The organism is Streptococcus sp. HCA-5024 (assembly GCF_037890265.1).
In the GTDB taxonomy this organism is placed as follows: Bacteria; Bacillota; Bacilli; order Lactobacillales; family Streptococcaceae; genus Streptococcus; species Streptococcus lingualis.
In genome coordinates, this window is sequence record NZ_JBBKBR010000001.1 from 76,777 (window position 1) to 93,316 (window position 16,540).

Below are 16,540 nucleotides of genomic sequence, written 5' to 3' on the forward strand. Positions count from 1 at the left end.
TGTTTCTATTCTCTCTCGTTGATTAGACCAACATTGAAATCGGGTCTTCAATCAAGGCTTTCAAGTCTTTCATGAATTTGGCACCAGCCATCCCATCGACAACGCGGTGGTCAATGGTCAAGCCCAAGCTCATGATTGGACGAATGACAATTTCACCATTAACTACAACTGGTTTTTCAACAGTTGCGCTAACCCCAAGAATGGCAGAGTTCGGCTGGTTGATAATCGGTCCAAAAGATTGAACACCAAACATCCCCAAGTTACTGATAGTAAAGGTTGAATTTTGCAATTCGCTTGGTGCTAATTTACCGTCCAAGGTCCGTCCGATAACGTCCTTGAAGGCTACCACCAACTCTGATAAAGTCATCTTTTCTGCGTTATAGACAACCGGTGTCATCAGTCCATTGTCCATCCCAACCGCCATAGCCAAGTTGACATAGTTGTGAGTGATGATGGTTTTGCCATCTTCCGTTAATGACGCGTTAATGTATGGATGTTTCATCAAGGTCTTAACCACTGCAAGTGAAAGCAAATCTGTTACAGTGACTTTCTTGCCAGTTGCCTCCATGATTGGATCCAATACCTTCTTACGAAGGGCCAACATTTGAGACATATCGACGTCATAGTTCAATGTAAAGGTTGGTGCTGTCAAATAAGATTCCACCATCCGTTGAGCAATCACCTTACGCATTGGTGTCATCGGAATTCGCTCGATTTCACCATAAGGTGTTACATTATCTGGAGCTTCCTCCACCTTCTCGATTTCAGCAGGTGACTTAATGGTCTCATTCTCAATATTTTCAGGAAGGAAAGCAAGGACGTCCTTCTTCATGATCTTGCCACGATGACCAGTTCCTTGAATCTCTTGCCAAGCAATATTGTGTTCTAAAGCAATTCGTTTTGCAAGTGGTGAAATGCGAACCACATTTGTGTCTTTATAGGTTTCCACGTCTTCTTTGTGGACACGACCGTTTGCGCCTGAACCAGAAACATCATAGAGGTTGATCCCTAGATCATCCGCTAATTTTCTAGCCGCAGGAGTCGCTCTTAGCTTATCATCAGCCATGACCTCTCCTATTCTATTACAAGATATTAAGGACGTAGAGGACAAAGAAAAAATAGAAGATTGACGCTGTGTTCCATGAACACGAGAAAATCTATCTTTTTTTCACAGTCCTCCGTCCGGATTCAGTTACAAGATGCAAAGGGCGTTTAAAAGCGACCGAAAAATAGGAAATCAACGCAGACTTCGATGAAGTCAAGGAGATTTATCTTTTTTCCTAGCTTTTAGCCCGTGCTCTAATTTAAATGACATTACATAATTTATGTTATGTATTATTCTTTATTGTACGTTTTACGAATAGCATCTTTGATGCTTTCAACTGTTGGAATCATTGCATTTTCAAGGTTTTGTGCGTAAGGCATTGGCACATCTTCCCCCGCACAACGGCGGATTGGTGCATCCAAGTAATCAAATGCTTCTGATTCAGAAATAATAGCTGAAATTTCACCAATATAGCCACTTGTTTTGTGGGCATCATTGACAAGGACTACTTTTCCTGTCTTCTTGACAGAATTAATGATGATCTCTTTATCAAGTGGAACCAAGGTACGTGGGTCTACTACTTCTACTGAGATCCCTTCTTCTGCTAATTCTTCAGCAGCTTGCATCACGCGACGAAGCATTTTTCCGTAGGTTACGACAGTGATGTCAGTTCCTTCACGTTTGATTTCTCCGACACCAAGTGGAATCGTGTAGTCTGGATCAACTGGCACTTCCCCTTTTTGGTTGAATTCTGATTTATATTCAAGAATGATAACGGGGTTGTTGTCGCGAATAGAAGACTTAAGCAGTCCCTTCATATCCGCTGGCGTACCAGGAGCAACAACTTTCAAACCAGGAATATGAGTAAACCATGATTCTAACGATTGGGAGTGTTGGGCTGCAGAACCAACTCCATTCCCAGCAGCACAGCGAATAGTCATCGGCACTTGACCTTTACCACCAAACATGTAGCGAGTTTTAGCAGCTTGGTTGACAATAGCATCCATGGCAATCACTGAGAAATCCATGAAGGTCATATCAACGATTGGGCGAAGTCCGGTCATGGCTGCACCAGCTGCTGCTCCTGAAATCGCAGCCTCAGAAATCGGACAGTCACGAACACGTTCTGGACCGAATTCCTCCAGCATCCCTACAGAAGTACCGAAGTCTCCACCGAACACTCCGACATCTTCTCCCATCAACAATACATTTTCGTCGCGACGCATTTCCTCAGACATAGCAAGGATAATGGTATCGCGGAAAGACATTAATTTAGTTTCCATAATTCTCTACTCCCCCTTAGTCTGCGTAAATATCTTCGAAAGCTGATTCGAGTGGAGGGAATGGGCTTTCTTCCGCAAATTTCACTGAAGCTTCAACTGCTTCTTTTACTTCTTCTTGGATCTGATCCAATTCTTCTGCGCTCGCAATCTCATTTTCAAGGAGATACTTGCGAAGGTTTTCGATTGGATCTTTCTTCTTCCACTCTTCGACTTCTTCACGGGTCCGGTATTTACCAGGGTCTGAAGATGAGTGACCAAGCCAACGATAGGTGACACTCTCGATCAAGACAGGGCCTTTACCAGAGCGGACGTGATCGACTGCCTTCTTAAATCCTTCATAGACATCAATAACGTTGTTCCCATCAGGAATAAACATTCCAGGAATGCCATAAGCAGCACTACGCTCATGAATATGCTGGACATTGGTCATTTTCTTAATGTCAGCAGAGATTCCATAACCGTTATTGATACAGTAGAAAATAACTGGGAGGTTCCAGATGGAAGCCATATTGACCGCTTCGTGGAAGACACCTTCATTGGTTGCACCATCGCCAAAGAAGCAGACGACAATCTTACCAGTCTTTTTCATTTGTTGAGTAAGGGCAGCACCTACTGCAATTCCCATACCACCACCAACGATCCCGTTAGCACCAAGGTTACCAGCATCGAGGTCAGCGATATGCATGGAGCCGCCTTTCCCCTTACAAGTACCCGTATATTTCCCCAGGATTTCAGCCATCATGCCATTCAAATCGATTCCTTTAGCAATGGCTTGTCCGTGTCCACGGTGGTTAGATGTCAGCAAATCATCATTGTTTAAAGCCAACATAGCGCCAACGTTAGCCGCTTCTTCCCCAACAGAAAAGTGCGTCATTCCTGGCACTTTCCCTTTTTTTACTAACTGTGCAATTTTTAAGTCCATGCGACGGATTTCTTCCATTTTACGGAACATTTCCAATAAGAGACTTTTATCTAATGTTGCCATCATTTCGCCTTTCTTAGCATTTATTCATTCTCTTTCATTCTAGCCAAAAATGAAAGCACTGTCAAAAATAATGCTCAAATGATTTCACAAACTTTATTCCTTGGAAGAAGGTTTTATAAGCTTTTTAAAATCCAAATACAATATTTCACAATCTTTTCTCTTCTTCCTTTGCTATACATATAAAAAAACCGATAGGATCCTATCCTACCGGTCGTTATCTTATGATTGGCGTTGACCAAAGTCATGAATCATTTGTTCCATTACTTCACGACTAGGTGTTGTAAGCATATAGAGGTAATCTCCCTGAAGTTCCGCAAAAGCTGCTGGCATGTCTTTCTTGACACGGAATTGATCATGGTATTTAGCCAAAACTTCTTCCTCTGACAGAGCATAGGCCGCATTGGCACGACGAGAAGTTGCCAAGCAATATAAAGGCTCAAACTCAGAAGCTGGGAAAGGTTCTCCAGCTACGATGGCAGCATAGCCACGGTACAAATCAATCGAGTGAGCATAGTTGTAGACGTCGATGGTAAAGCCACCTGCAGGGCGATTATTGTACTCGATCGCAATATAGTCATCCCCATCGCGGAAGAACTCAATGTGGAAGAAACGTTCTTTCATACCAAAGGCTTTGACAATCGCTTCCCCGTATTGACGCAATTTTGGATCCATCTCTTTAAGAACATAATAAGAGTTGTCCATCTTGTAGAGCATCAAATCGAGTGGCGTATAGGCATAGTCGAAGGTCGTTGAAAAAACAATGTTGCCGTCACGATCCACTAGACCATCAAAGGTACAAATCTCGCTAGAAGTGACAAATTTCTCAAAGAAGTACTCTGTGTGGCCATCCCATTCTGCCTTGAAATGGTCCACATCTTCTGGCGTTTCGATCTTGAAGGTCGCTGCTGCTCCTACCCCATTGTCAGGCTTAGCAATCAATGGTAACCCAATCTTCTTCACGGCCTTATCAATGTCTTTTTCTGTTTTAACTACTGCACCAGGTACGACTGGGACTCCAGCCTTCTTGAAGAGTTTCTTCATTTCTGATTTGAACTTGGTTTTCTTCAGATCTTTTGGCTTAGCCCCGAAGACATTGAATTGCTCCCGAAGCGCCGCATCCAATTCCAACCAATACTCATTGTGGGATTCGATACGATCAATTGGGCCATGTTTGTAAAAGAGAAAGGCTACTGCACGCTTCACTTCATCCAGATTTTCCAAGTTTTCAACACGGAAATATTCTGTTAAGCTGTTGCGCAAAGGCTCATCTAACTGTTCATATGGCTCTTGACCAATTCCCAAGACAGTGATCCCTTTATTAGCCAGTTCGATGGTAAATTGTTGGAAGTTTTGTGGGTAATATGGTGAAATAACGATATAATTCATTGAGGTCTCCTCCCTTTTTACTTATAGATACATTTGGCCTAGGAAATATGGCATTTGTTTGCGCCACCATTCCCAATCGTGGGCGACATCATGTCCCCATTCAGCGAACCATGCAGGAATATTTTTGTGATCAAAGGCTTCTTTCAGTTTGTAGAAAGATGGAAGTCCATCTTGTTCCCAAGCCCCTAAACCAGTACAAACAACGATTTCAGCCTGACGGTAACGATCGATAAACCAGCCATCGTTTTGGTTCCAAATATAATCAGATGGCGAGTTTTGGTAAATTGCTTCATCGCCTCCAAAGTCACCAACAAAGAAACGAGCGTCATAGACACCACTCAAGGCAATCACTTTGTTAAAGACATCTGGATGTTGCAAGAAGAAGTTGAGCGCGTGGTAGGCTCCCATAGAGCAACCAGTTGTCATCATCGGATCAAACCAGCCTGTTTTGTGTTTGATAAAAGGAATGGCTTCTTCAATCACATAGCGTTCATAAGCTCGGTGCATTTCTGCTCGATCGTGAGGATTCTTCCAATTACAAAGCCAGCTATCACTATCCACACTCGAAAGGGTAAAGAATTGAACCCGTCCTTCTTCGATAAATTGAGCACAAGCATCAATCATACCAAAGTCATAGTACTCGTTATGGCTGCCACCTGAGGAGGCAAAGACCACAACAGGAATCCCTGCATGTCCATAGCGGTTCAGATACATTTCACGGTTGAGTTGGCCACTCCAGTGGCTTAAATGTTCAATATTCATAAGTTCCCTCTTTCCTTTATTTCTTCAATTTACAGTCTATTAATCCCATTTTTCTGCCAAAAAGCGAAGGCATTCAGGTAAATGTTCAGCCCAAGCTTCTTCGTGGTGAATAGCCCCAGATTGAATCCGAATGGCAATATGATTGAGATCCACCCCTTGTTGAATGACGTCGTGATAATAACGAAGTGATGAATCGATATAGGCTTGCTTGATGTTTCCTGCCATTAGGGTTTTATCCGTATCATCCGCCTCTTCAGTACCTACATAGATGTAGATCCGTTGATCTGCATATAATTTTTTGCGTTCGATATAATGATTGAAGGCATCTTGGTGTAGCCAGTTAGCAGATGAAAAGACACCTAAACAACCAATTTGATCTTGGTACTCTAAGCCCAAGAATTGGGTAATATTCCCACCCAAGGAAGATCCAATCATGGCCGTATGTTCTCGATCAGCAAGAGTCCGGTATTCTTGGTCGATAAAAGGTTTCACCACCTCCATGACAAATTCGCCGTACTCAACTCCCTTGCCACCAAATTGCATGCCAGGAATATTAGATTCCTTGTACTTCCAGGCAGAGTATTCATTCATGCGTTGGAAACCATCATTATCGATCGCAACAACAATCATGCGACTAATATCTGGATTCCGCTTAATGGCTGGAATCACCTTCCAGGAATGACCCGCATAAGCTTCCTTGCTATACAAGACATTTTGCCCATCGTGGAAATAAACAACAGGGTAACGTCTATCTGTATCCGTTTCATAATTCTTAGGTAATAAGACTCGCACACGACGGAGTTTTCCGGTATAAGGCACTTTCAACTCGTGTGTCTTCATATCTAAATAAAAATAGGATTTGTTCATTGTCAGAAAACTCTCTATATTCTAAATTTTATTCATTATACCATTTTTAGAAGAAAAAGTCTGGATTTTCTCCAAACTTTTTCCTTTCTTGGGTTATTTTTCCATAAACTGAGCCAAATCTTGTAAAGAACGTTCGGCAATTTTCTCATAACGTTCCTTTTTATCCCGAATGCGTGGTCCTTCTAGCTCTTTGATAATCCCGAAGTTGACATTCATGGGTTGGAAATGCTTGCTATCTGCATGGGTGATATAGTGAGCCAGGCTTCCGATAGCTGTCGTTTCAGGGAAAATCGCTGCTTCTTCTCCTTTGAAAAGGCGAGCGGCATTGATTCCAGCTACCAAACCTGAGGCCGCTGACTCAACATAGCCTTCTACACCTGTCATTTGACCTGCAAAGAAGAGATTTGGTTGTTTCTTCGAGCGGTAGGTTTGTTCCAGCAGATTTGGAGAATCCATGTAGGAATTGCGGTGCATGACGCCGTATCTGACAAACTCCGCATGTTCCAAACCTGGAATCATTTGGAAGACCCGTTTTTGTTCGCCCCATTTAAGGTGAGTTTGAAAGCCGACGATATTGTAGAGGCTGGCAGCCGCATTGTCTTGGCGCAACTGAACGACTGCGTAGGGTGTCTTAAACTCCCCATCACGTGGCCCTTTGTAATCATCTGGATACTCGAGTCCAACTGGCTTCATAGGACCATAGAGCATGGTTTTGATACCACGTTTGGCCATGACTTCAATGGGCATACAGCCTTCGAAATACTTTTCTTTTTCAAAAGAGTTGAGCGGGGCTTCTTCAGCATTGACCAAGGCCTCGTGGAAGTCCATAAATTCTTGTTTGGTCATTGGGCAGTTGAGATAAGCTGCTTCTCCCTTGTCATAGCGTGACTTGAGATAGACCTTGTTCATATCAACGGTATTGACATCGATAATCGGAGCTGCTGCATCATAGAAATAGAAACCATCGCCACCATTGAGAGCATGGATCTTTTCTGCCAAGGCATCGCTGGTTAGAGGCCCCGTTGCGACCACTGTGATAGCATCTGTCGGCAATTCCGTAATTTCATCACGAATGACTTCAATGAGAGGGTGTTGGGACACCTTCTCCGTCACCCGGCTAGCAAAACCTTCTCGGTCCACAGCCAGTGCTCCACCGGCAGGTACACGAGTCGCTTCCGCTGCTTCAAGGATGACAGAACCCAGACGGCGCATTTCTTCTTTGAGGAGCCCGACAGCATTGGTGAGAGAATCCCCACGAAGAGAGTTGGAACACACTAACTCAGCAAAGTTGTCTGTTTTATGTTGCGGAGTGGATTTGACTCCACGCATTTCATAAAGCTTGACCGGAATTCCCTGTTGGGCAATCTGGTAAGCTGCTTCCGAGCCTGCAAGGCCCGCACCGATCACATTGATATAAGATTGAGACATGACACTAATACCTCTTTGGGTATCAAAACACCTCACTGAACTGTTAGACACCCACAAATCTTTCTAATTTTCTACTTGGTCCATTATACCAAAAAGCCAAGTAAAAAGACAGGGAAGCTTTTCCTTCCTGTCTTAGACTTTACTATTTATTTTCTTATAGACACAACCAAGCTGCTAAGAGGGCAGATAGGATACTGAACAAGGACCCGATCAAGTAATACTCCGCAAAGGCTGGATTCTCCGAAATTTTATTATAGCGGGCGATGGACTTGGCTGTAAATACTAGGCCGATAGAAGCAAATTGCCCATAGACCAGACAGGCACCAATCACCAAACGCTCTAAAAAGCCAATCATAGAACCAGCCCCAGTGATCGTATCCATTTTCTTCTTGCTAGTGGGTTGATACTTGGTAAACAGAATTTTAAAGGCAATATTGCTCGGTTTCCCAACTAGTAGGACATAAAAGATTAGATTTAAAATGTCCAAAGGCAGATAGGTCGAACCATTCTTCGCTCCTAAAAGGACTAGACAGCTAATGATGCAGATATGCAAGACTTGATCCAAGGCAAAGGTCCATGCGGTTGGTAATTTCAATTGCTTCTGCACGATCGGTTTTAAGAAATCTATTCCAGCATGAGTCAGTAAAATGACCAAGCAAATCCACCACAAGTCTAGATGACAGAGAGAAACAATGAACAAAGGCAAAGCCACATATAGAATGTGAAGCCCGAGCACCTTCTTATCCTGATCCTTGCGATCCGCCATCTTTTGACTTTGAAAATAATAATCCGATAACAAATGACAAATCAACAAAAGGATCAAGTATGGATTCGTTACGATACTAGACAATCCGCTCATGGGCCTCTCCTTTCTCTAAGCTTTGAATACAAGCTAGTGCTGCTGCTCGTCCCCGTAAATAAACACGAATACTGCTACTCTTTAAGCGCTTGGACAGGGCACTTGGGTTAAGCCCTAGCGATTGGGCCAAATCTTGCTGACTAAAGTTTTCACTATAGACAGATCTCTTTAGCAGATTGAGCAGGATCTCTTCCTGACTCTCTCTCCAGCTTGAACGTATGGCCTCTCCAGAAGCGATGAGCGCATTCACCACTAAGTCCTGGCTGTCATTACCGCTCAAAAAATAGATCTGGGTATTGCCATAATCATTTTTCTGATGGACCAGATTAATGGCTGCGCGTGCATTCCAATAGGCTGGTCCATCTGCACCGATACTTTGCAGAGGATCAATATCCGTTACAATCTCCCCGAGGCCAATGCCGAAACGAAGTTGAGTCGGTTTTAGTTCTGAACGCAAGGTATCGATAATTTGAAAAACGGGAGCCTCTACTTTCAAAAGCGCCTGAAACTCATCGCCCAAAGTTAAGGTAAAAGCCGATGCTAGGCAGTCTTTAAAAAGCTCATTGATCTTTTGAAGGGTTTTTTCTAACTGTTTTTGCAGGTCAAAACGTTCTTGTACGATTTTGGAATCAATCACATCTGCAATCAAAGCAAGATACATAAGCCCACCTCCTTATGTCTATTATAACGAAAAAAACACAAAATGTCTATTATAACAGACAATTATAAAAATTGCCGTTATAATAGACATTGAATTATTTGAAAGCTTATTTCACTTTTTCTTCTTCGTAGTCGCCATTGCTACATACGACTTGTTTGCCGCCACCACGAACTTTTTTCTCAACTAAGTAGTGGCCACATTTTGGACAATCCCGGCCAATCGTCTTATCCCAAGAGGTAAATTCACACTCTGGATAGCGATTGCATCCATAGAAGATACGGTTGCGCTTGGTTTTACGCTCGATGATTTGTCCCTGATGACAGTTTGGACATTCCACCCCAATTTCTTTGACAATCGCTTGGGTATGGCGACAATCTGGGAAATTACTACAAGCATAGAACTTACCAAAACGTCCTAATTTAATCACCATCGGGCTGCCACAGACTTCACAATCAAAACCAGCTGGTTCATCTTTGATTTGGATTTTTTCCATCTCTTCTTCAGCCTTGGCGACTTCTTTAGAGAATGGTTTGTAGAAGGCATCAATGACTTTTTGCCACTCTTCTTTTCCGAGTTCGACATCATCGAGTTTCCCTTCCATCTCCGCTGTGAAGGTCACATTGACAATATCTGGGAAGAATTCAACGATCAGTTTATTAACGATCTCCCCTAATTCCGTTGGTTCAAAGCGTTTAGCTACCAGCTTCACATAATAGCGTTTTTGAATAGTCTCAATCGTCGGAGCATAGGTTGAAGGGCGACCTACTCCATTTTCCTCCAACGTCTTAATCAAAGTCGCTTCAGAATAACGGGCCGGTGGTTGGGTAAAGTGTTGCTCAGGCTTGCTATTGACCTGCTTGACGATATCGCCTTCTACCATGTCCGGCAACATCTTGTTTTTGTCTGAATCATTATAAATCGCCAAATAACCGTCAAACTTTACCTGACTCCCATTCGCTGTATATTGAACCCCATTTTGACCCAAACGGACATTCATGGTATCAAAGACAGCTGCCGTCATCTGGCTAGCGACAAAACGATTCCAAATCAAGGTGTAGAGTTTCAATTGGTCTTTGTCTAAGTATTTAGCAATGCTCTCAGGAGTATTGAAGACGCTAGACGGACGAATCGCTTCGTGGGCATCTTGGGCACCAGAAGCATTCTTCACACGGCTTCCATGCTTAGAATATTTCTCACCGAAGCGATCCACGATAAAGTTAGCTGCCTCATTTTGCGCAACCGGACTGATCCGTGTGGAGTCGGTACGCATATAGGTAATCAAACCTTGAACACCAGAGCCAATATTGATTCCTTCGTACAATTGCTGAGCGACCATCATGGTCTTGCGTGTACGGAAGTTAATCTTATTGGCTGCATCCATCTGCATAGAAGAGGTGGTGTATGGAAGTGGCGCATTCCGACGACGTTCTTTCTTTTCAACTTTTTCAACGGTAAAATCTTTGCCATCTAAGCGTTCAAGAACTGCTTTCACCTCTTCATTGGTGTTGAGCTTCATCTTCTTGCCATCAATCCCATAGAAGCTAGCTTGGAATTGTTTGGTCCCTTTTTTGAAGACACCATCAATGGTCCAGTATTCTTCCGGCTTGAAATCATTGATTTCATTTTCACGATCAATGATTAATTTGAGGGCAACAGATTGCACGCGCCCTGCAGAAAGTCCTTTTTTGACCTTTTTCCAAAGAATAGGCGAAATGGAATACCCTACAATCCGGTCCAAGACACGACGTGCTTGTTGGGCATCGACCAAGTCCATATCGATTTGGCGCGGTTCTTTAAAGGCATTTTTAACGGCATCCTTGGTGATTTCGTTAAAGACCACACGGTTTTTTTCTTTAGCATCCAAGTTCAAAATATGCGCTAAATGCCAAGAAATAGCTTCTCCTTCTCGGTCCGGGTCACTTGCGAGAAAGACTTGTTTGGCTTTTTTAGCTTCTTTTTTCAAATCATTGATCAAGGGACCTTTCCCGCGAATATTGATATACTCCGGTTCATAGTTATTGTCGAAGTCAATCGACATCGTAGATTTTTTCAGGTCCCGAATATGGCCAACACTAGCCATGACTTTGTAGTTACGACCAAGGTATTTCTCGATTGTTTTGGCCTTAGCAGGAGACTCCACAATCACCAAATTTTTCTTGGTTGTACTGCTTTTCTTTTTTGTTACCACGTTTTATCCCTCTGTATTGTATAAATCTCATTGAGTTTAATACATTTTAAGAAAGATGTCAACTAGGAACTTCTCCTATAGGAAAATCACAATTCGTATTTCAATTCATCAAGAATGTCCTGGCCTGAGGTGACAAGCTTTGCACCTTCTTGAATCAGATGATGGCAGCCTGCAGATTTTCCATCTAAAATATTTCCTGGAATAGCAAAAACGTCTCGTCCTTCTTCCATAGCACGCTCACAAGTAATCAAACTGCCTGAACGGAGTCGAGCTTCTGCCACAATCACTGCCTGACAGAGACCTGCAATGATGCGGTTTCGCTCAGGAAAATGAAACTTAAGTGGTGCCTGACCTGGACCATACTCGCTCAAGATCAGATGGTGTTCCCCCATATGCGCCTGCAGTCTTTGATTGCTCTTAGGATAAAAGACATCCAGTCCCGTTCCTATCACTCCGATGGTCTTGCCACCATTTCGGATACTGGCATAATGAGCGGTCGCATCAATTCCCTTAGCAAGTCCACTAACAATGACCAATTCATTCCCAAGTTCCTTAATAATCTTCTCTACAGAACGAACCCCTTCTCGCGTGGTCTCCCGAGCTCCAACAACTGCGATCTTCGGTCTGGTTAACAGCTCCAAATCCCCTTGGTAAAAAAGGAGTACAGGAGGATTGTAGATCTGTAGCAATTCCTCAGGGTATTCTGGATCAAAAATGGATAGAGATGGGAACCGTTCAAACTCCTTGTGTAAATGGTCTTCATCTAGTTGCCGGTATTTGTCTACAAAATGAAGGATACTGCGACAGCGAGCGATCCTTGCTATCTCTTCTAAGCTTGGTAAGACTTGCTCTTTCCTACAGTAGTCCAAGACTCTCAAGACTTGCTCATTTGATAAACCGGCTTCTTTTAATTTAAAGATTTCAAATTTCTCCATGGTCACCTTCTACTTCCTCTCACTTATTTATTCGAAAAAGAAAAGAAAAAAAGCTCTATTCCTAGAACTTTTTTTAATGTGTCGAAAAATAAAAGTAAGATGCGGCACCAATCAAGTTGCTTTCATTATGGAAGCGAGCCGCTTGGATCGGCAAGGCCTCAAATTGTTTATGACCTTTTTGAGAGAGCAGCTCATGGTATTGTCGACTGATCTCATCGATCAGTAGTGGTTGACCACTAATGCCCCCGCCAATCGTCACCTTTTCAAGCAAGAGCAAAGATTGAAGATTAAAAATCAGAATAGCAATATCATGACAATACTCCTGAAACAAGGATGTCAGCTCCTCGTTGCCCTCTTGATCAAGAGCTTTGAAAACAGCTATACCATCTGCCTTTTCTAGGTTCAAGATGTGACTAGCTTTCTCAACAAATTGAACAGCAGAACCGGTGTTTTCCAAAAGATTGGAAATACCTTGCAAAAAGAGTTCGCGATGAAAGCGGCGATTTTCTGGTGTTCTTTCTGCCTTATCAATAGACCGAATGTATTCTGTCAGTTGCCATCCTCTCAATAGGTCACCATTCGAAAGAAGAGCGAGGCCGACTCCTGTCCCTAAGACCAAGGTCGCACCGCAAGAACAATCTTTTAGATTGCCAAGCCTTGCTTCCGCTAGACCAGCAGCTTCTCCATCATTAAGAACGGTGACGGGTACTTGAAATGTTTGTTGCAATCTACTAGCTAGAGGAATGCCTCGCAAATATGGAATGAGACCACCTCGAAAGACAAAGCCAAGGCTCTTTTGGATCTCACCAGGGCATGAAATGGCGATTCCCTCGATTTCTTCCCGTACAGGAGCAACGATTCCTTCTAATCCTTGCCAAAAGTCCTCAATCGTAGATGGTGTTGGGATCTTGTCTGTACGGATCAATTGATAGTCTGCATCCATCAGACCGTACTTTATAAAGGTCCCTCCGATATCGATGGTAAATAGCATGACCTAATCCTCACACATTGATTTGACGGGTTCAAATGAACGCCGATGGATAGGCGTCACTCCCAGTTGGTCGAGGCCAGCCAGATGCTTAGTAGTCCCATAACCAGCGTTCTGAGCAAAATCATAACCCGGATATTCGCGATCAAACTCTTCCATCATCTGATCCCGAGTCACCTTGGCTACGATAGATGCTGCAGCAATGGATAAGGAGTTGGCATCCCCTTTGATGATACTAGTTTGGGAAATAGGAAGATCTAACCTCATGGCATCAATCAAAAGATGTTGGGGTTGAGGCTCTAGCTGACCAATGGCCTCCATCATGGCTAGCTTCGTAGCTTCATAGATATTAACCTGGTCTATCACTTGATTATCCTTGATGCCGATTCCGATCGCAACGGCGTTTTGGAGCACAGCTTCATAGATTTCCTTGTGTTTGGATTTTGGAATCTTTTTACTATCGTTGAGTCCGGGAATCTTACAAGCTTTCGGCAGAATGACGGCTGCTGCAACAACTGGTCCCGCTAATGGACCACGTCCCACTTCATCCACTCCTGCAATGAGCTGAATCCCTTGAGTATAAAGTTCTTTTTCATAGGCTAGCATTTTTTCCAAACGCAAATCTTCGTCCACTTGTTTTTGGAGTTCGCGTTTTCGTTTGCTGATAGCCGCTTGAACGCCTGCTCGACCATCAAGGATCAACTCTTCAAAGAAGGGATGATCTAGCTCGTCAATCATTGCCAAACGCTCTTTAACTTCTTTAATTGTTGCCATCAATTTCCCCTACACGATCCAGCGTATAGCGTCCCAATTTTCCATCGCGGACGTCTTTAACAAAGAGTTGGTAAAAACGGTCGTAATCTTCACGAAATCCTAATTTCTGGGTCATTTCCATAATGATTTCAGGAGCTTCTTGTTCCAGATCCATTTGTTTAAAACGTTCCTGCAAAACAGCTGGATAATGCTCTTTAAAATAGTTAAGGCCAAAGATGGTCACTTCATCCATTGGAAGCAACTGATCCTTTATCGCTCCTGTTAAGGCGAGCTTTAAAGCCACTTCTTCATCTTCAAACTTTGGCCAGAGAATCCCTGGGGTATCCAAGATTTCAAGGTCTTTATTGGTTTTCAACCATTGTTGCCCCTTGGTCACCCCTGGTTTATTTCCAACAACAGCAATCTTTTTCCCCGCTAAGCGGTTCATCAGAGTTGATTTCCCAGCATTAGGAATCCCGATAATCATGGTCCGAAGAGTTTCAATCTGAATTCCCCGTTCCTTTTGACGGGCAATTTTATCGGCCATCAAACTCTTTGCTGCATCTGTTACTTTTTTAACTGTAGATTGCTCTTTGGAGTTAATAGATAGGGTTTTGATGCCTTGAGATTCAAAATAGTCCTGCCATTCTTTTGTTGCAACAGGATCTGCCAAGTCTACCTTGTTTAAAATCATTAATTTGGGCTTATCACCAACAATTTTTGTTAACATAGGATTTTGGCTTGATAGGGGCAAACGAGCATCTACCAAAACCGTCACAAAATCCACGAATTTTAAATTTTCTTGTACTTGTCTTCTAGCTTTGGACATGTGTCCAGGAAACCATTGTATAGTTGCCATGTTCTCCATTCCTTTCCAGTTCAATCTCTTCTATTATACCATGTTTTCTTGAATTCTCAGTGATTAATAAAAATACTAAAAAGAAGCTACCGAAGTAACTTCAATTTTATATTTTAGCGAATTTGCTCAAAATGCAAATGCACAGCGATGTGGTCTCCATAACCACTTCGTTCCAAATCACGTTGCAAGCGATAAGAAATATAGTGTTCAGCAATGGTAATATAACCAGCACCAAGTAAACGGTGCTCAACCATTGACTGGATCATGCTGATCGTCGCACGTTCCACTTTAGCTTCTTCCAAATCCATCACAACTTTCTTGGTCACTTGCGCCAAGTTTTGGCGAAGATCATCCGTCAAGACATAAACTGTTTGTGCTGCCTTCAAAACAGCTTGATAGATTTTATCTGGGTCAAATTCTACAACTTCACCACTACGTTTAATGACTTCCATCTTATTCTCCTTGATCATCAATATACTTCTATTATCTTAATAAATAGGGGATTTGTCAAGAATCTAAGACATCAATAATCCGGACGAAGGACTCCCGTAATGATCTCTTTAGTAGCATGGTAATCCCCATCTACTACAACCTTGATGATACGTTTCGCTTCTTCTGCCGGTGCTGGCACCAATGGCAAACGAGTTGGCCCTGCTTCAAAGCCCATATAGTTTAAGACAGCTTTGACAGGAGCTGGACTCGGATATGAGAAGAGAGCATTGACTTTAGGGATAAATTGACGTTGGATAGCCGCAGCCTTTTTAATATCGTTGTGTTCAATGGCTTGGAACATCTCATGCATTTCATCTCCATTTGTATGAGAAGCCACTGAGATCACTCCATCAGCCCCAAGGTTCATCGCATGGAAAGCATCTCCATCTTCCCCTGTATAGACGAGAAATTCTTCTGGCTTGTGTTCAATCAAGTAGGCCATATTAGCCAGGGTTGTACACTCTTTTACCCCAATGATATTTGGGTGTTCTGCCAAACGAAGCATGGTTTCTGGTGTCATTTCGACAACCACTCGCCCTGGAATATTGTAGATAATAATCGGAAGATTAGATGCATCCGCAATCGCTTTAAAGTGTTGATACATTCCTTCTTGGGATGGTTTGTTGTAGTAAGGGACGATAGCCAATCCTGCTGCAAAGCCACCAAAAGCATCCACTTCTTTAACGAACTCAATCGAGTCGCGGGTTTCATTGGTTCCGACACCAGCGATCAAAGGAACTCGACCATTGACAATCTTTTGAACAGCCGCAAAGAGTTGCAATTCCTCATCGTGGGTCAGAGTTGGACTTTCCGCAGTCGTTCCAGCTAAGAGAATCCCGTCTGTATGATGAGCCAAGAGGTGCTCGACCAAGTCAGGAAGAGCGTCAAAATTAATGGTTCCATCTTCATGGAAGGGGGTGATAAATGCAGTGATGATTTTACAATCTTTTAAATCATTATAAGACATAGAAAAACCTTTCTCTATATAAGAAAGAGGCTGGGGCTTGCTTGCCTTTGCCTCATGATCTGTTCATAAAACAAGTTGATTC

Annotated in this window: 16 protein-coding genes; all 16 read right to left on the reverse strand. The window is 42.9% G+C overall.

Annotation, left to right across the window (positions count from 1 at the left end; all coding sequences use genetic code 11):
* Positions 1-22 precede the first annotated feature (22 nt).
* The 16 genes from WKT08_RS00375 to dapA all read right to left on the reverse strand — a co-directional run bounded on the left by WKT08_RS00375 (position 23) and on the right by dapA (position 16,458).
* A complete protein-coding gene (locus tag WKT08_RS00375) occupies positions 23-1,066 on the reverse strand; it encodes a dihydrolipoamide acetyltransferase (RefSeq protein ID WP_070665775.1) in 1,044 nt (347 codons plus the stop codon).
* A gap of 269 nt (positions 1,067-1,335) precedes the next feature.
* The gene (locus WKT08_RS00380) at positions 1,336-2,328 is read right to left on the reverse strand and encodes an alpha-ketoacid dehydrogenase subunit beta (protein ID WP_070588982.1); all 993 of its coding nucleotides are present in this window, start codon (positions 2,326-2,328) and stop codon (positions 1,336-1,338) included.
* A 16-nt stretch (positions 2,329-2,344) separates the two neighbouring features.
* Positions 2,345-3,313: a thiamine pyrophosphate-dependent dehydrogenase E1 component subunit alpha gene (locus WKT08_RS00385; RefSeq protein ID WP_298619820.1), complete on the reverse strand. Its 969-nt coding sequence runs from the start codon at positions 3,311-3,313 to the stop codon at positions 2,345-2,347.
* 219 nt (positions 3,314-3,532) lie between these two features.
* Positions 3,533-4,699, reverse strand: a complete 1,167-nt coding sequence (locus WKT08_RS00390) for an ATP-grasp domain-containing protein (protein WP_340279489.1) — start codon at positions 4,697-4,699, stop codon at positions 3,533-3,535.
* Positions 4,700-4,720: 21 nt separating this feature from the next.
* Positions 4,721-5,461, reverse strand: coding sequence for an esterase family protein (locus WKT08_RS00395; protein ID WP_003010966.1), 741 nt, complete (start codon positions 5,459-5,461; stop codon positions 4,721-4,723).
* A 39-nt stretch (positions 5,462-5,500) separates the two neighbouring features.
* A complete protein-coding gene (locus WKT08_RS00400; RefSeq protein WP_340279491.1) occupies positions 5,501-6,328 on the reverse strand; it encodes an alpha/beta hydrolase in 828 nt (275 codons plus the stop codon).
* A gap of 93 nt (positions 6,329-6,421) precedes the next feature.
* The gene (gene trmFO, locus WKT08_RS00405; RefSeq protein ID WP_031573201.1) at positions 6,422-7,756 is read right to left on the reverse strand and encodes a methylenetetrahydrofolate--tRNA-(uracil(54)-C(5))-methyltransferase (FADH(2)-oxidizing) TrmFO; all 1,335 of its coding nucleotides are present in this window, start codon (positions 7,754-7,756) and stop codon (positions 6,422-6,424) included.
* A gap of 154 nt (positions 7,757-7,910) precedes the next feature.
* Positions 7,911-8,615, reverse strand: a complete 705-nt coding sequence (locus WKT08_RS00410) for a DUF3307 domain-containing protein (RefSeq protein ID WP_340279493.1) — start codon at positions 8,613-8,615, stop codon at positions 7,911-7,913.
* Positions 8,599-9,276, reverse strand: coding sequence for a SatD family protein (locus WKT08_RS00415; protein ID WP_340279494.1), 678 nt, complete (start codon positions 9,274-9,276; stop codon positions 8,599-8,601). The genes WKT08_RS00410 and WKT08_RS00415 overlap by 17 nt, the downstream gene beginning before the upstream one ends.
* Before the next feature lie 106 nt (positions 9,277-9,382).
* Complete coding sequence (gene topA, locus WKT08_RS00420; protein ID WP_340279495.1) at positions 9,383-11,464, reverse strand: type I DNA topoisomerase; 2,082 nt, start codon at positions 11,462-11,464, stop codon at positions 9,383-9,385.
* 86 nt (positions 11,465-11,550) lie between these two features.
* On the reverse strand, positions 11,551-12,399 hold the full coding sequence (gene dprA / locus WKT08_RS00425) for a DNA-processing protein DprA (protein ID WP_150906117.1): 849 nt from the start codon (positions 12,397-12,399) through the stop codon (positions 11,551-11,553).
* Between the two features lie 73 nt (positions 12,400-12,472).
* Positions 12,473-13,390: an ROK family protein gene (locus WKT08_RS00430; RefSeq protein WP_340279496.1), complete on the reverse strand. Its 918-nt coding sequence runs from the start codon at positions 13,388-13,390 to the stop codon at positions 12,473-12,475.
* Positions 13,391-13,393: 3 nt separating this feature from the next.
* On the reverse strand, positions 13,394-14,161 hold the full coding sequence (locus WKT08_RS00435) for a ribonuclease HII (RefSeq protein WP_340279497.1): 768 nt from the start codon (positions 14,159-14,161) through the stop codon (positions 13,394-13,396).
* Complete coding sequence (ylqF, locus tag WKT08_RS00440) at positions 14,148-14,999, reverse strand: ribosome biogenesis GTPase YlqF (protein WP_340279498.1); 852 nt, start codon at positions 14,997-14,999, stop codon at positions 14,148-14,150. Before ylqF ends, WKT08_RS00435 begins: the two co-directional genes overlap by 14 nt.
* Positions 15,000-15,112: 113 nt before the next feature.
* Positions 15,113-15,451: an ATP cone domain-containing protein gene (locus WKT08_RS00445; protein WP_006597242.1), complete on the reverse strand. Its 339-nt coding sequence runs from the start codon at positions 15,449-15,451 to the stop codon at positions 15,113-15,115.
* Positions 15,452-15,522: 71 nt separating this feature from the next.
* Positions 15,523-16,458 carry a 4-hydroxy-tetrahydrodipicolinate synthase gene (gene dapA, locus WKT08_RS00450; RefSeq protein WP_340279499.1) on the reverse strand — a complete coding sequence of 312 codons (936 nt, stop codon included), beginning with the start codon at positions 16,456-16,458 and terminating at the stop codon, positions 15,523-15,525.
* Positions 16,459-16,540 lie beyond the last annotated feature (82 nt).

Bases quoted from the DNA above. Each gene is read 5' to 3' on its own strand.
- trmFO (WP_031573201.1), bottom strand. From the start codon at position 7,756: ATGTCTCAATCTTATATCAATGTGATCGGTGCGGGCCTTGCAGGCTCG.
- WKT08_RS00410 (WP_340279493.1), bottom strand. From the start codon at position 8,615: ATGAGCGGATTGTCTAGTATCGTAACGAATCCATACTTGATCCTTTTG.
- ylqF (WP_340279498.1), bottom strand. From the start codon at position 14,999: ATGGCAACTATACAATGGTTTCCTGGACACATGTCCAAAGCTAGAAGA.
- WKT08_RS00435 (WP_340279497.1), bottom strand. From the start codon at position 14,161: ATGGCAACAATTAAAGAAGTTAAAGAGCGTTTGGCAATGATTGACGAG.
- WKT08_RS00445 (WP_006597242.1), bottom strand. From the start codon at position 15,451: ATGGAAGTCATTAAACGTAGTGGTGAAGTTGTAGAATTTGACCCAGAT.
- dapA (WP_340279499.1), bottom strand. From the start codon at position 16,458: ATGTCTTATAATGATTTAAAAGATTGTAAAATCATCACTGCATTTATC.
- WKT08_RS00375 (WP_070665775.1), bottom strand. From the start codon at position 1,066: ATGGCTGATGATAAGCTAAGAGCGACTCCTGCGGCTAGAAAATTAGCG.
- WKT08_RS00430 (WP_340279496.1), bottom strand. From the start codon at position 13,390: ATGCTATTTACCATCGATATCGGAGGGACCTTTATAAAGTACGGTCTG.
- WKT08_RS00380 (WP_070588982.1), bottom strand. From the start codon at position 2,328: ATGGAAACTAAATTAATGTCTTTCCGCGATACCATTATCCTTGCTATG.
- WKT08_RS00395 (WP_003010966.1), bottom strand. From the start codon at position 5,461: ATGAATATTGAACATTTAAGCCACTGGAGTGGCCAACTCAACCGTGAA.
- dprA (WP_150906117.1), bottom strand. From the start codon at position 12,399: ATGGAGAAATTTGAAATCTTTAAATTAAAAGAAGCCGGTTTATCAAAT.
- WKT08_RS00390 (WP_340279489.1), bottom strand. From the start codon at position 4,699: ATGAATTATATCGTTATTTCACCATATTACCCACAAAACTTCCAACAA.
- WKT08_RS00415 (WP_340279494.1), bottom strand. From the start codon at position 9,276: ATGTATCTTGCTTTGATTGCAGATGTGATTGATTCCAAAATCGTACAA.
- WKT08_RS00385 (WP_298619820.1), bottom strand. From the start codon at position 3,313: ATGGCAACATTAGATAAAAGTCTCTTATTGGAAATGTTCCGTAAAATG.
- WKT08_RS00400 (WP_340279491.1), bottom strand. From the start codon at position 6,328: ATGAACAAATCCTATTTTTATTTAGATATGAAGACACACGAGTTGAAA.